Raw genomic sequence first — 13,615 nt, 5'->3', positions numbered from 1 at the left:
GGCCGACCACCCCCACGACGACGACTGGCTGGTAGTCGGACTCTGGACGGGGGGGGCGGGGGGGGCGGGGGGCCGGGGGGGCCCCCCCCGCTCCGTCATGCCCGATCGCGCGAGCTCAGGAACGGGGGAGGTCCAGCGCGCCCAGGACGGCGGTGACCGCCGCGTCGCGGACGAAGTCGAGCGCGAGCAGCCGGTGCACCAGGACGCCGCGCCGGGTCAGCCGCAGATCGGCCATCCGCAGCCGCGGGAGCGCGGCTCCGCCCGGTCGCGGCGCGGCGGGCGGCGGGTCCAGCAGGCCGCGCCGCTGCAGGTCGGTCACGTCCTCGAGCGCGCCCCACGCCGCCCAGTCCCGCGGGTCGGCCGGCAGCGGCGCCATCGGCAGCGGTGTCCGCTCCCGGCGGCCCACCGCGGCGAGGACGACGAGCTGCCGGCCGGTGAGCTCGCCGGTCAGCCGCAGCCCGCGGTGGACCACGCCGGGGTCGAGGTCGGGGGACACGGCCGTCTCCGCCAGCAGGTAGCCCAGGTGTCGGACCCGCCACTCCTCGGGCGTCTGCCGGGCGGCGAGGACCGCGGCCTCGGCGAGCTCGTCGGCCGGCGCGCGGCCGCCGACGTCCGGGGCCAGGAATCCGTCCGCTCGGACGGGCCGTCCCGCCGACACCCGGGTCACGGTCAGCTCGACGGCGAAGGCCAGCGCGGCGCCGGCCCGCACCCGCTCCCTCGGCACGGGCAGCAGGGCGCTGTCGGTCGCCACGCGGCGCAGGCAGGCGGCCAGGCGCTCGTCGACGCGGACCCGGGCGCCGGGCGGGTCGAACAGCAGGCCGGCCGCCGACCGGCTCATCGATCCGGCCACGGGCTCGCCGGTCTCGACCAGCGTGCGGCCGTCGGGGGTGGCGTCGTCGGTCGCCGAGCCGTCCAGGGTGTTCCTCACCCGGTGATCATCGCGGCGCGGCGCGGCGGACGCACCCGGCTGCGGCGGCGGGCTCACCACCGCGAGGCAGGCTCGCTGTCGTCGCCACCGCCTCACGAGAGCTGCGCCGGCGCGGTGAGGGAAACGGAACACACGGTCATCCGTGTGGCAACGGGCGGGGAACCGGATGCCGTCACCGTTCCCCCATGGCTGCCCCCACCCGCCCCACCGACGCTTCAGCGACCGCCGCCCCGCCGGTGTCGCCCCCACCAGCGGGCGGGCGGTGGATCGCGGACTGGCGACCCGAGGACCCGGAGTTCTGGGAGTCCACGGGCAAGCGCGTCGCGCGCCGCAACCTGTTCTTCTCGGTGTTCTCCGAGCACATCGGCTTCTCGATCTGGAGCCTGTGGTCGGTGCTGGTCCTCTTCCTGCCCGAGCCGGTCTTCGGCATCGACCCGGCCGGCAAGTTCCTGCTCACCACGCTGCCGACAGCGCTCGGCGCCTTCGTGCGCCTGCCCTACACCTTCGCCGTCGCGAAGTTCGGCGGCCGCAACTGGACCATCGTGTCCGCCGCTCTGCTGCTCGTCCCGACCGTCGCGACCGCCATCGTGCTGGAACCCGGCGTCGACTACTCGACGCTGCTGGTCGTGAGCTGCCTGGCCGGCGTGGGCGGTGGCAACTTCGCCAGTTCGATGGCCAACATCAACGCCTTCTACCCCGACCGGCTCAAGGGCTGGGCACTGGGCCTCAACGCCGGCGGGGGCAACCTCGGCGTCCCGGTCATCCAGCTCCTCGGACTCCTGGTGCTCGCCACAGCGGGGGCCCAGCACCCGCGGATCATCCTGTGGGTCTACATCCCGCTGATCGTCGCGGCCGCCGTCGGCGCCGCGTTGCTGATGGACAACCTCACCACCGCGCGCAACCAGCCACGGGCCATGCGCCAGGCCCTGCGCGAGCCGCACACCTACATCATGTCGTTCCTGTACATCGGCACCTTCGGCTCGTTCATCGGCTTCGGCTTCGCCTTCGGCCAGGTGTTGCAGAACCAGTTCGCCGCCGATTTCGACACCCCGCTGAGGGCCGCCTACCTGACCTGGCTGGGCCCGCTGCTGGGCAGCCTGATCCGGCCGCTGGGCGGCTCGCTGGCCGACCGGTTCGGAGGCGCGCGGATCACCTTCTGCACCTTCGTGGCGATGGCCGCCGGCGCCGCGGTGGTGCTGACCGCCAGCCAGGTGGGGTCGCTGCCGCTGTTCGTCGTCGGCTTCGTGCTGCTGTTCGTGCTCAGCGGGGTCGGCAACGGCTCGACCTACAAGATGATCCCGGCGATCTTCCGCACCCAGGCCCAGCTGTCGGTCGCGGCCGGCGGCGACTCCACTGCGGCCGACCGGCGGGCGCTGCGGATGTCCGGCGCGCTCATCGGCATCGCCGGCGCGGTCGGCGCCTTCGGCGGGGTGCTGGTCAACCTCGCCTTCCGCCAGTCCTTCCTCTCGTCCGGCAGCGGCGACGGCGCCTACATCGCCTTCATCGCCTTCTACGCCGTGTGCGTCGCGGTCACCTGGGTCGTGTACCTGCGCCGGGGCGCTCCGATGGCCGGCGTGTGAGCCGTCGCGGAGCCGCTCGAGCGCGGAAACGCACTCGAGCGGCTCTGATCGGGGCAGGATCGCCACATGGCGATCGAGGTGCTGCCGGCGAGGGACTTCGACGACGTCGCGGCGGTGCTCGGACCCAAGCGGCCGGACGCGAAGGTGTGCTGGTGCCTGGCCTACCGCATCCCGTCGAAGGAGAACCTCGCGCTCGCCGGCCCCGCGCGCGGGGAGCGGGTGCGACAACTCCTCGCCGAGGACCTCCCTCCGGGGGTGCTGGCCCACGACGGGGACGAGGTCGTGGGCTGGGCGGCGGTGCACCCGCGGTTCGACACCTCCTTCGCCCGCAACCGGAAGATCCCGCACGTGGACGACCTCGACGTGTGGTCGCTGTGGTGCATCCGGGTGCGGCCCGGGCACCGGGGCTCCGGGATCGGCCACGCCCTGGTCCGCGGAGCGGTGGAGTTCGCCCGCTCGCACGGCGCGCCCGCGGTGGAGGCCTACCCGGTCGACAACGAGGGAGCCAGGGTCGACGTCACGATGGCCTACGTCGGCACCCGGGCCCTGTTCGAACGGGCCGGCTTCGTCGAGGTCGCCGACACCGACTCCAGGATCAACGGCTTCCCGCGCATCCTCGTGCGGCTCGACCTCAGGCCGGCAGGCGGTAGCCGCGCTTGACCACGGTCTCGACGACGCCGCGGCCCAGCCCCGCGCGCAGACGGGTCACCGCCATCTCCACGGCGTGGCCGTCCCCGCCGCCGGGCAGGCATCCCACCAGGTCGGACCGGGGGACGACGACGCCCGGCCGGCGGGCCAGCACGCGCAGCACCGCCATCGGGCCGGGGGCCAGCTCGACGAGCCGGCCGTCGACCACCACCGCGGTGCCGCGCACCTGCAGCGTCGTCCCGGCCAGCTGCAGCACCGGGTCCCGCTCGGGCAGGCGGGACACCACCTCGCGCGCCAGCGCGCCGAGCCGGGCCCGCTCCGGGCGGCAGGTCGGGATGCCGGCGGCCTCCAGCGGGGCCGCGGTCACGCCGCCGACGGCGACGGCCATCACCCGGTCCTCCATCGCGGTGATCAGCTCCTCGCGCTTCCCCAGCTCGCCGGCGACGCGCAGCACGCTCGCGGCGGCCGGGGCGCTGGTGAAGGTCACCGCATCGACGGCGCCGCCGACGACGGCGGCGACCAGCCGGCGCACCGGGTCGACGTCGTCGGGCAGGACCCAGCGGTAGACCGGCACGGTCAGCACCTCGGCCCCGGTGCGGCGCAGTCCGGCGACGAGGTCGGGCAGCGGGTCCCCGTGCAGCTGGACGGCGATGCGGCGGCCCTCCAGGGGGCCCTCCCGCCCGACGAGCAGGTGCTCGAGCACCTCCGCCGAGGACTCCGATTCCGGCGACCACGCATCGATCAGCCCGGCGCCGCGGATGGCGCCGCGCGCCTTGGGTCCCCGGGCCAGGACCCGCGCGCCGCGCAGGTGGTCGACCAGGGGCAGGTCCCAGGCGTCGGCGGCCTCCAACCAGCCGCGGAAACCGACGCCGGTGGTCGCGACGACCAGGTCGACGGGCGCCGAGAGCACGGCGCGGGTGGCGGCCACCAGCTCGGCGTCGTCGGCCAGCGGCACGATGCGGATCGCGGGCGCGTAGAGCACCCGTGCGCCACGGCGGTCGAGCAGGGCCCCCAGTTCCTCCTTGCGGCGGGCCGCGGTCACCGCGACCGTGTACCCGGCCAGCGGCGGGACGGCGTCCGGTGCCTGCTGTGTGTCGGTCAACCCGCGTCCCCCCGGTCCGGTGCTCCAGCCGGCCCATCGTGCGCCACCCGGATTACGGTCGTGTGTCGCGCCGCAGCCCGCTCCGGGCGGTGCGGATCACCCCGTGCCCCGGCCGGGTCAGCGGACCGCGACGGTCCAGGTCTGCACCGGGTCGTCGCTGCCGACCACGAGCCCCCGGCTGGCCAGCAGCCGCAGGTGGGCGACCGTCTCGGTCACGGCGAACATGCGCATCGCGTTCGCGTACTGGTCCCACGGCCGCGACCAGGTCAGGTACCCCGCCAGCTGCCACGGCGTGCTGCGCGGGTGCGTGCGGATGGCGTCGAGCAGCTCGGCCAGGCGGTGCTCGTGGTGCCGGGTGAGCTCCCGGGCGCGCAGCCCCAGCCCGCGGAAGCGCCACTCGTGCGCCGGCAGCACCTCGACCGGCTCCCGGTCGGAGACCAGGTCGAGCGACCCGAGGAAGTCCCGCAGGGGGTCCTCGTCCCCCCGCCGGCCCGCCGAGATGTTCGGGCTGATGCGGGGGAGCACGTGGTCGCCGGACAGGAACAGGCCGGTGCGCTGCTCGTTGAAGCACAGGTGGCCGGGGGTGTGCCCGGGCGTGTGGACGGCGCGCAGCGACCAGCCGGGGAAGTCGGCCAGGTCGCCGTCCTCCAGCAGCACGTCGGGGACGGCCTGCCGGCGCAGCCCGGACAACCGCTCGGGCGCCGGCGCGTCGGCGGCCGCGGTCTCCTCGTCGGCGCCGAGGGACACCATGAACGCCGTCTGGTCCCGGATGAACTCCTCGACGCCGCGGTCGAGCATCCCGCGCACGAGCGCCGCGTCGGCCGGGTGCATCGCCACCCAGGCACCCGAGGCCTCGCGGACCCGGCCGGACAGGCCGTTGTGGTCCCCGTGCATGTGCGTGACCAGGACGCCGCGCACGTCGGTGACGTCGCCGCCGATCGCGCTCAGGCCCGCCCGCAGCGACGTCCACGCGTCGTCGGAGTCCCAGCCGGTGTCGACCAGTCCCAGCCCGCCGCCGTCCAGTGCGAAGGCGTAGGCGGTCACGTACCGCAGCGGGTTGTCCGGCATCGGCACCGGGATCGACCACAGGTCCGTGCGCAGCTGCTCGACCGGCGGGGTCCGGCGGGCCAGCCACGCCTCGCGCTGGACGGTCCCGGTGATCTCGACGTCGCTGTCCACGCCCGCACCCTGCCAGCCCGCGGCTGGGAGGATGGTGCCGTGACCCCGGGAGCCCCTGCCGCCGTCTCCGCCGTCCCGCGCCGCCTGCGCATGGTGTGCGCACTCGGGGCGGCGGTCCTGGTCGCCGCCATGACCACCGTCGGGCTGCTGCTGCCCAGCTCCTCGACGGGGGTCGTGGAGTTCGGCTGGGCCGACCAGGTGGCGATGATCGGCATCGGGGTCTGCCTGGGGGCCGGGACCCTGACCCTGGGCCGCTCGCGGGTGGACGCCGACGCGTCCGGGGTCCGCGTGCGCAACCTCTTCGTCCGCCACGAGCTGCCGTGGGCCGCGGTGCGGGCCGTGCGCTTCGACCGGCACTCCTCGTGGGCGAGCCTGCTGCTCGTCAACGGCGACGAGATCTCCATGCTGGCCGTCCAGGCCGCCGACAAGGAGTACGCCGTCCGGGCCGTCGAGGGACTGCGCGCGCTGCTGGACCGGGCGAAGGCCGCCGAGCCCGCCCCGCTGCCGCTCCTCTACGACGACTGACGGAGGACCCCGTCCTCCTCATCCCTCGTGAGCTCGGGACGAGCCTCCGGACGGGGCCACCACCGCGCGTTCCGGGGAGGGAATGTCCTGTCCGTCGACGACGCTGTAGCATGGGCGTGCCTCCCCGCTACACGAGGCGCGTGAACCACCCAGCGGCCCCGCCCCGGGCCGCTGACCAAGAGGAGCCCGCTCCCACCTGGCGCCGTCGAGGTGCCCAGGTCCCCGGTTCGCGAGAGCCGGCCCCGTGCCGGTTCCCGCGACGCGCACCACCCCGCCAGGGGTGGGTGCGCCACCGGCCAGTGGGCCCCGCCGAGCGATCGCTCGCGGGGCCTTCTGACTGCCGGCGTCCGGTGGTCGGACAGCGAGCCCCTCCCAGGCTGAAGCAGAGGAGAGGCCATCACCGAGCCCCGTATCAACGACCGCATCCGGGTCCCCGAGGTCCGTCTCGTCGGACCCGAGGGCGAGCAGGTCGGCATCGTGTCGATCGGCGAGGCGCTGCGCCTGGCCCAGGACTCCGAGCTCGACCTCGTCGAGGTCGCGCCCATGGCCCGGCCGCCCGTCGCCAAGCTCATGGACTACGGGAAGTTCAAGTACGAGTCCGCCCAGAAGGCCCGCGAGGCCCGGCGGAACCAGGCGCTCACCGTCATCAAGGAGATGCGGCTGCGCCTCAAGATCGACCCGCACGACTACGAGACCAAGAAGGGCCACGTCGAGCGCTTCCTCCGGGGCGGCGACAAGGTCAAGATCACCGTGATGTTCCGCGGCCGCGAGCAGTCGCGCCCGGAGATGGGGTACCGCCTGCTGCAGCGGCTGGCCGCCGACGTGTCCGAACTGGGCGTCGTCGAGTCCAACCCGAAGCAGGACGGCCGCAACATGGTCATGGTGATCGCCCCGCACCGGAACGCCCAGGCCCAGCAGGGCAAGGCGCGGCCGGCGAAGGGGGAGCAGGAGGCCGAGCAGGCGCCCAGCGCCTGAGGCCCTGCGCACCACCGAGACCAGCGGGTGCGTGCGGCAGCCCCGTGCTGCCGCACGCCCACGCACGACGACGACGACCACGCTCACGAGCACAGACAGGCGAGGACATGCCGAAGCAGAAGACCCACAAGGGCACCGCCAAGCGGGTGCGCGTGACGGGCGGCGGCAAGCTCATGCGCGAGCAGGCCAACAACCAGCACAAGTTCGAGCACAAGTCGGGTCAGCGCAAGCGCCGGCTGGACCGGGACCAGGTCGTCTCGCCGTCCGACGCGAAGAACCTCAAGAAGCTGCTGGGCATCTGACCGCCCTCCCGTAACGAGAAGACAGGAGCTCTCACGTGGCACGCGTGAAGCGGGCGGTCAACGCCCAGAAGAAGCGCCGGACGACCCTCGAGGCCGCCAGCGGCTACCGGGGTCAGCGGTCCCGCCTGTACCGCAAGGCCAAGGAGCAGATCCTCCACTCGGCCACCTACAACTACCGCGACCGCAAGGTGCGCAAGGGTGACTTCCGCAAGCTGTGGATCACCCGCATCAACGCCGCGGCCCGCCAGAACGACATGACCTACAACCGGTTCATGCAGGGCCTCAAGCTGGCCGGCATCGAGCTCGACCGTCGTGTGCTGGCCGAGCTGGCCGTCAACGAGCCGGCCGCCTTCACCGCGCTCGTCGAGGCCGCCCGGGCCGCGCTCGCCGCGAACCCCGAGGCGACCGGGGCCCAGGCCGCCTGACGGAGGACCACGCTGCCCCCCACGCCTCGCGAGCGCAGGCGGAGGGCCCCCGCAGCGTGGCCGTTCCAGCACGTCACCTGACGCCGTCGGTGACCGGCCCTCCGGGGTCGGCGCCGGCGGCGTCGCCGTCTGCCCACCGGGAGGAGGCGTCATGACCGAGCTGCTGACCGAGCGCTCCGGGCGGGTCGCCGCGGCCCGCAAGCTGACCCGCCGGGCCGGCCGGGACGCCGCCGGGCTGTTCCTCGCCGAGGGGCGGCAGGCGGTGTCCGAGGCGCTGGCCACCGGCCCGGACGGCGTCCGCGAGGTGTTCGCCACCGAGGCCGCCGCGGCCGCGCACCGGGAGCTGCTGACCGGCGCCGGCGTCCCGGTGCGGCTGGTGACCGAGAAGGCGGCCGCGGGGCTCTCGGAGACCGTCACGCCGCAGGGCCTGGTCGCGGTCTGCGCGCTGCGCGACATCCCGGCCGATGCGCTCGTGGCCGCCCCGCCGCGGCTGTCGGTCGCCCTGGCGGAGCTCGCCGACCCGGGTAACGCCGGCACGGTGCTGCGCACCGCCGACGCGTGCGGCGCCGGGGCGGTCGTCTTCGGCGCCGGGTCGGCCGACCCCTACGGTGGCAAGGCGGTGCGGTCCAGCGCCGGGAGCCTCTTCCACGTGGACGTCGTCCGGGGGACGCCGCTGGCCGGGCTGGTCCCGGCGCTGCAGGCGGCCGGGGTGACCGTGCTGGCCGCCGACGGCGGGGGCGAGGCATCGCTGGACGCCCTCGGCCGGGCGCCGGCCGGGCCGGTGCTGTGGCTGTTCGGCAACGAGGCCCGCGGCGTCCCCGCCGACCTGGCCGCGCTGGCCGACGCGCGGGTGCGGATCCCCATGCGCGGCCGGGCCGAGAGCCTCAACCTCGCCGCCGCCGCCGCGATCTGCCTCTACGCCACCCAGCTCGCCCAGGGGTGAGCGGAGGAGATCCGTGGGCGTCACGCCTCCGGATCTCCTCCGCGCCTACGAGAGGCCGGCGCGCTTCCAGAGCAGCTCCGAGGGCCCGCCGATCAGGCCGACCTCGCGGAGGAACGCCACCAGGCCGGAGGCGGCGTCGCGCAGCTTGGCGCGGTGGTGCGGATTGGCCCGCGCCACCGCCTTGGCCTCCGCCGGGTCCAGGCCGACCGAGGCGTACACCTGCGGCTGCACGAGGTTGTCGGCCACGATCGCGGCCACGGAGGCCACCAGCGTCCGGTGCCGCCGCAGCGCCAGGAAGCCCAGCCGCGGCGTGCGCCGGGAGATCTCGTCGCGGGCGAAGCGCATGTGCCGCGCCTCCTCGACGACGTGGATCTCGCTGGTCCGCCGGGTCAGCGGCTGCACCCGCTCGTCGCGCATGAGGTCGCGCTGGAAGATGTCGAGGATCTCCTCGGCGACCAGGATCGCCGCGTAGGCCGACGGGCCCGAGCCGCGCGCCACGAAGGCCTTGCCGAGCCGCAGGATCGACGGCGGGGGCTGGTAGGACGGCGCCCCGAACGCCTGCGCCGTCCGGGCGAACATCACCGAGTGCCGGCACTCGTCGGCGATCTCGGTCAGCGCCCACTGCACGTGCGGCTGGGACGGGTCGTCGCCGTACACGTCCTTGAGCACCAGTTGCATGAGCAGGCCCTCGAACCAGATGCCGACGCCCGAGATCGAGCAGTACTCGTGGATGGTCAGCGTGACCCGCTGCCGCTCGGTCAGCCCCTCCCACAGCGGCGTGCCGTACAGGGAGGACCACTCCGGCGAGAGACCGTAGAGGTCCTCGGGGATCGGTGCCGACCAGTCGACGTCGACCGTGGGGTCGTAGGACCGCTTGGCCGCCGACCCGAGCAGCCGGGTGGACAGCTCCTGGCGGTCGGTGGCGCGGGTGGGCGTCCGGGTCGCGGAGCCGGGCGCGGCGACGGGGGCGGTGGCGGTCATCGGGCACTCCTCCGAGGCGGGTCGGTGATGCTGTGTCCGACGGTAGCTGTAACTGATAGACACATGCAATTCATGGGGGAGGATGACGGCGTGCCGAGGACCACGGAGAGCCGCCGGGCGGCAGGGGACCGCCCCGCCCCGGACGGACGGCGGGCGCGCTGGACCGAGCACCGCCGCGAGCGCCGGGCGGAGCTGGTGGGCGCGGCGCTGACCGCGGTGCGCGCGGCCGGGCCGGACTTCGCCGTCGACGACGTCGCCCGTGCCGCCGGCGTGTCCAAGACCGTCATCTACCGGTACTTCGGCGACAAGGACGAGCTGGTCGACGCGGTCCTGGAGCGGATCGCCGACGACCTGCTGCTGCCCCGGCTGCTCGGTGAGCTGGCGCTGGAGCGCGGGAACGACCGCGCCCGGCTGCACGCCGTGATCCGGGCGTTCGTGCAGCTCATCGAGGACGAGCCGGAGCTGTACCGCTTCGCCTACGCCCAGGCCGGCCGGTCCGGCCGCGCCGACCTCGTCGCCGCCACGGAACGGCAGGTCGCCGAGGCGCTGGGCGTGCTGATGACCGAGCGGCTCGCCGCGGCCGGCCGCCCCACCGGCGGGGCGATGACGTGGGCCTACGGCGTCGTCGGCATGGTCCAGCTCGCCGCGCACTGGTGGGCCGACACGCGCACCGTGCCCGCGGCCGAGCTGGCCGGGCAGCTGACCGACCTGGCCCACGGCGGGCTCGCTGCCCTGCTGCCCCCGCCCGCCTGACCCGCGCCGGGCGTCAGCGGGTGAGGACCGGCTTGGCCTCGTACATCCGCAGGTCGGCCCGGTGCAGCAGGGCGGCGAACTCGTCGCCGTCCTCCGGCGCCACCGCGACGCCCACGCTGGCGCCGACGAAGACGGGGGCCCCGTGCACGTCGACCGGACGCCTCACGGCCTCGGTGAGGTCGTCGGCCACCCGGCGCGCCTCGGCCGCGGCCCCGCCGTCGCCGGACAGGCCGGGCAGTGCGACGAGGAACTCGTCCCCGCCCAGCCGGGCCACCAGGTCACGGCGGCGCAGCCGCTGCCGCAGCCGGGTCGCCACCTCCTGCAGCAGCTCGTCGCCCGCGGCGTGGCCGAACCGGTCGTTGACCGCCTTGAAGCCGTCGAGGTCGAGGAAGAGCAGCGCGAGGGACTCGCCGCGGGCGCGGGCGTCCCACAGCGCCGTCTCGACCTGCTCCTGCAGCCGGCGCCGGTTGGCCAGCCCGGTCAGCGGGTCGGTGGCGGCGAGCTCCTCGATGCGGGCCATGGCCGCCCGGGTCCGGTCGCGCTCCTGCATCAGGGCGCGCTCGGCCTCCACGCGCGCGGTCACGTCGACCTGCACGCCGATGTACTGGACGACGGTGCCGGAGGCGTCGCGGACCGGTGCCAGGTGCAGCTCGTTCCACCACGGGGTGCGCTCCGGCCCGCGCACGTTGAGCACGGTCTCCCGGCACTCCTCGCCGGCCGCGATGGCGGCGCGGATCCGGCCGATGGCGCCCGGGTCGGTGTCGGGGTCCTGCAGGAAGCGGCAGTTGCGGCCGAGCAGCTGCTCGCGCGGCAGTCCGGCGAGCCGCTCGAAGGCGGGGTTGACGTAGACCAGCGGCTGGTCGGGCAGCCGCAGGTCGGCCACGGCCACGCCGCTCGGCGTGGCGCCGAGGGCCTCCAGCAGCAGGGCCTCGCCGGCGGGCGCGCCCGTGGCGGCGGCCCGGGCCACCGCCACGGCCGCGGTGGGCGGCGCGGGGCGGACCGCAGCCGGAGCCGGTCCCACGCGCGGGGCCACCCGGGCCAGCAGGGACGACGTCGCGCGCACCACCGTGTCGCGGTCGTAGGTCAGCGCGTACTCGAACCGGCGCTCGCGCTCGGGGCCGGTGTCGCCGAGGTCGCGGGCGAGCAGCGCGGCGCTGAAGTGCGGGCTGAGCACGGTGACGTCCCACTCGCCGCGGACCGGGTCGCCGTCGGCGAGGGTGGTGCCGCGCAGGCCGGGCAGCGGCTCCTCGGGCATGCCCTCGCCGAGGGCGCAGACGAAGCCGGTGCGCTCGACCAGGTCGCGGTAGCGCTGGGTGGTCGACGGGGTGAAGTGGCGGGCCTCCTGGAAGGCGGCGGCCACGACGCAGGTCCGGCCCATCCGCATCGCCTCGCGCTCGAGCTGCTTGGACAGCTCGATGAGCAGCCCCTTGGGTGCCAGGCGCAGCGGCGTCCCCTCGGGCAGGCAGGCGAAGGGCGAGACCGTCGCGTCGGCGACGACGGCGTCCACGGGAGCGGGCAGCGCCAGCTCACCGGTCTCCCGGCCGGTCCCGGGGTCGGCGGCCGGGCGGCCGAAGAACCAGCCCTGCCCGAGGGTGGCGCCCAGGCCGCGGGCCATGGCCAGGTGCTGCTCGTGCTCGATGCCCTCGGCCAGCACCACTGCGCCGGTGCGCTCGGCGTAGGCGTTGACGGCGTTCATGATCTCCGCGACGTCCGGGCCGGGGCGCTCCTGCACCAGGCGCAGGTCGAGCTTGACCACGTCCGGGCGCAGCAGCGGCATGAAGGCCAGCGACATCTCCTCGGCGCCGACGTCGTCCACCGCGACGCCCCAGCCCGCCGACCGCACCCGCGCCACGGTCCGCAGCAGCTCGGCGGGGCGGGCGGCCAGGGCCCGCTCGGTGATCTCCAGGACCACCCGCAGCCCGCCGGGGGCCGAGGTCGCGAGGCCCAGGAGGGTCTCCATCGGCGCGTGGTCGAGCACCTCGGGCTCGACGTTCACGAACAGCGTCAGCGGCGCCGTCAGGCCCTGCTCGACGGCCCCGCGCAGGGCGGCGGTCCGGCAGGCCTGGTCCAGCTCGGCCAGCCGGGAGGCGGCACGGGCCGCGCCGAAGAGCTGGTCGGGGCGCTCCAGCGGCCCCCGCGGCCCGCGGGCGAGCGCCTCGTAGGCGACCACCCGGCCGGTGTCGATCTCGACGATCGGCTGGAAGACGCTGCGGACCCCGCCGGAGGCCAGGACGGCGTCCAGGGTGTCGCTGAGGTCGCCGGCGGTCGCGAGCGTGAGCGTCGAGGTGAGATCCACGGTCGGTGCATCGGCCGCGCCGGGCCGTTCCGACACCCGGGCGGGCCGGTGCCCCACCCGTGCGGGGGAGACGGGTCAGCCGGGGGCGGTGATGAGCACGACGGCGACCGCGGCGGCAGCGAGGCCGGCCACCTGGGCGGGGGCCAGCCGCTCGCGCAGCACCACCTGGGCCAGGACGACGGTGCTCACCGGGTACAGCGAGGCCAGCACCCCGGTGACGGCGAGCTGGCCGGGGGCCTGGGTGGCCAGGAGGAACAGGGCGTTGGCGGCCATGTCCAGGACCCCGGAGACCAGCACCAGCGGCAGCGCGGCGCGGGGCGGTCGCAGCGGGCGGCGGCCGGCCGCGGCGACGAGCACGACCAGCCCGATCGACGCCACCCGGGCGGTCACCAGCGGGGTCAGCCCGGAGTCCTCGCCGGTCCGGTCGAGCAGCACGAAGAAGCAGCCGAAGGCCAGGCCGGCCAGCAGCGCGGGCAGCAGGGCGGCGGGGCGCGCCGCGCGCAGCGCGTCCAGGCCCTCCTCCGCCGACACCAGCGCGACGGCGACCAGCGCCAGGAGGATGCCGAGGCCGGCGGGCACACCGATCCGGTCGCCGGTGGCGACACCGACGAGGACCGGGACGGCGGCGGCGGTGACCGCCGTCGTCGGCGCCACGACGCTCATCACCCCGCCGGCCAGGGCGCGGAAGAAGACCAGCAGCCCGGTCGCCCCGGCCACTCCGGCCCCGGCGCCCCACAGCAGGTCGGCGCCGGTCACCGGCCCGCCCAGCCACGGCAGGAGCAGCAGCAGGGCGACCAGCCCGGCGGCCTGGGAGAGGGCGACGACGGCCGGGACGGTGGCGCGCCGGCTGGCCAGCCCGCCGAGGAAGTCCGCCGTCCCGTAGACGACCGCCGACGCCAGCGCCAGGACGACCGCCACGTCGCTCCTCCCTCGACGAGATCTGCACAGTGGTCGCCGTCGGCGCCCGATGGTGGCCAC

Annotated in this window: 14 protein-coding genes; 8 read left to right on the top strand and 6 right to left on the bottom strand. The window is 75.5% G+C overall.

Annotation, left to right across the window (positions count from 1 at the left end; translation table 11 throughout):
- Window positions 1-115 precede the first annotated feature (115 nt).
- Window positions 116-928 (bottom strand): hypothetical protein, encoded by an 813-nt coding sequence (locus ACK586_RS20505; RefSeq protein WP_409332361.1) that lies wholly within the window; start codon window positions 926-928, stop codon window positions 116-118.
- 185 nt (window positions 929-1,113) lie between these two features.
- Between ACK586_RS20505 and ACK586_RS20500 the strand changes: the two genes are divergently transcribed.
- Together ACK586_RS20500 and ACK586_RS20495 are read left to right on the top strand one after the other, a co-directional pair.
- Window positions 1,114-2,508 carry an MFS transporter gene (locus tag ACK586_RS20500; RefSeq protein WP_409332360.1) on the top strand — a complete coding sequence of 465 codons (1,395 nt, stop codon included), beginning with the start codon at window positions 1,114-1,116 and terminating at the stop codon, window positions 2,506-2,508.
- A gap of 66 nt (window positions 2,509-2,574) precedes the next feature.
- Window positions 2,575-3,168: a GNAT family N-acetyltransferase gene (locus ACK586_RS20495; RefSeq protein ID WP_409332359.1), complete on the top strand. Its 594-nt coding sequence runs from the start codon at window positions 2,575-2,577 to the stop codon at window positions 3,166-3,168.
- Here ACK586_RS20495 and ACK586_RS20490 read toward each other — a convergent pair.
- Together ACK586_RS20490 and ACK586_RS20485 are read right to left on the bottom strand one after the other, a co-directional pair.
- Entirely contained in the window at window positions 3,140-4,258 is a 1,119-nt protein-coding gene (locus ACK586_RS20490) for a uroporphyrinogen-III synthase (protein WP_409332358.1), read from the bottom strand. The two genes, ACK586_RS20495 and ACK586_RS20490, sit on opposite strands and share 29 nt — an antisense overlap.
- A 117-nt stretch (window positions 4,259-4,375) precedes the next feature.
- Window positions 4,376-5,437 carry an MBL fold metallo-hydrolase gene (locus ACK586_RS20485; protein ID WP_409332357.1) on the bottom strand — a complete coding sequence of 354 codons (1,062 nt, stop codon included), beginning with the start codon at window positions 5,435-5,437 and terminating at the stop codon, window positions 4,376-4,378.
- Between the two features lie 39 nt (window positions 5,438-5,476).
- Between ACK586_RS20485 and ACK586_RS20480 the strand changes: the two genes are divergently transcribed.
- The 5 genes from ACK586_RS20480 (at window position 5,477) to ACK586_RS20460 (ending at window position 8,607) form a co-directional block, all read left to right on the top strand.
- Complete coding sequence (locus ACK586_RS20480) at window positions 5,477-5,962, top strand: PH domain-containing protein (RefSeq protein ID WP_409332356.1); 486 nt, start codon at window positions 5,477-5,479, stop codon at window positions 5,960-5,962.
- 396 nt (window positions 5,963-6,358) lie between these two features.
- Window positions 6,359-6,937 carry a translation initiation factor IF-3 gene (gene infC, locus ACK586_RS20475; protein WP_409332370.1) on the top strand — a complete coding sequence of 193 codons (579 nt, stop codon included), beginning with the start codon at window positions 6,359-6,361 and terminating at the stop codon, window positions 6,935-6,937.
- A 107-nt stretch (window positions 6,938-7,044) separates the two neighbouring features.
- Window positions 7,045-7,239, top strand: a complete 195-nt coding sequence (gene rpmI, locus ACK586_RS20470; RefSeq protein WP_409332355.1) for a 50S ribosomal protein L35 — start codon at window positions 7,045-7,047, stop codon at window positions 7,237-7,239.
- Between the two features lie 35 nt (window positions 7,240-7,274).
- Entirely contained in the window at window positions 7,275-7,664 is a 390-nt protein-coding gene (gene rplT / locus ACK586_RS20465) for a 50S ribosomal protein L20 (protein WP_409332354.1), read from the top strand.
- A gap of 151 nt (window positions 7,665-7,815) precedes the next feature.
- Entirely contained in the window at window positions 7,816-8,607 is a 792-nt protein-coding gene (locus ACK586_RS20460; protein WP_409332353.1) for a TrmH family RNA methyltransferase, read from the top strand.
- A 45-nt stretch (window positions 8,608-8,652) separates the two neighbouring features.
- Here ACK586_RS20460 and ACK586_RS20455 read toward each other — a convergent pair whose 3' ends face one another.
- A complete protein-coding gene (locus tag ACK586_RS20455) occupies window positions 8,653-9,588 on the bottom strand; it encodes an AurF N-oxygenase family protein (RefSeq protein ID WP_409332352.1) in 936 nt (311 codons plus the stop codon).
- A 90-nt stretch (window positions 9,589-9,678) separates the two neighbouring features.
- Between ACK586_RS20455 and ACK586_RS20450 the strand changes: the two genes are divergently transcribed.
- Window positions 9,679-10,341, top strand: a complete 663-nt coding sequence (locus ACK586_RS20450; protein WP_409332351.1) for a TetR/AcrR family transcriptional regulator — start codon at window positions 9,679-9,681, stop codon at window positions 10,339-10,341.
- Window positions 10,342-10,354: 13 nt separating this feature from the next.
- On the opposite strand, the gene ACK586_RS20445 is transcribed toward ACK586_RS20450, so the two are convergent.
- Both ACK586_RS20445 and ACK586_RS20440 read right to left on the bottom strand, forming a co-directional pair.
- Complete coding sequence (locus ACK586_RS20445; RefSeq protein WP_409332350.1) at window positions 10,355-12,637, bottom strand: diguanylate cyclase domain-containing protein; 2,283 nt, start codon at window positions 12,635-12,637, stop codon at window positions 10,355-10,357.
- Between the two features lie 75 nt (window positions 12,638-12,712).
- Complete coding sequence (locus ACK586_RS20440; RefSeq protein ID WP_409332349.1) at window positions 12,713-13,555, bottom strand: EamA family transporter; 843 nt, start codon at window positions 13,553-13,555, stop codon at window positions 12,713-12,715.
- Between the last annotated feature and the right edge of the window lie 60 nt (window positions 13,556-13,615).

Origin of the sequence: Trujillonella humicola (genome assembly GCF_046233715.1) — a bacterium.
GTDB lineage: Bacteria > Actinomycetota > Actinomycetes > Mycobacteriales > Geodermatophilaceae > Trujillonella > Trujillonella humicola.
This window is presented reverse-complemented; position numbering and strand designations above follow the sequence as displayed.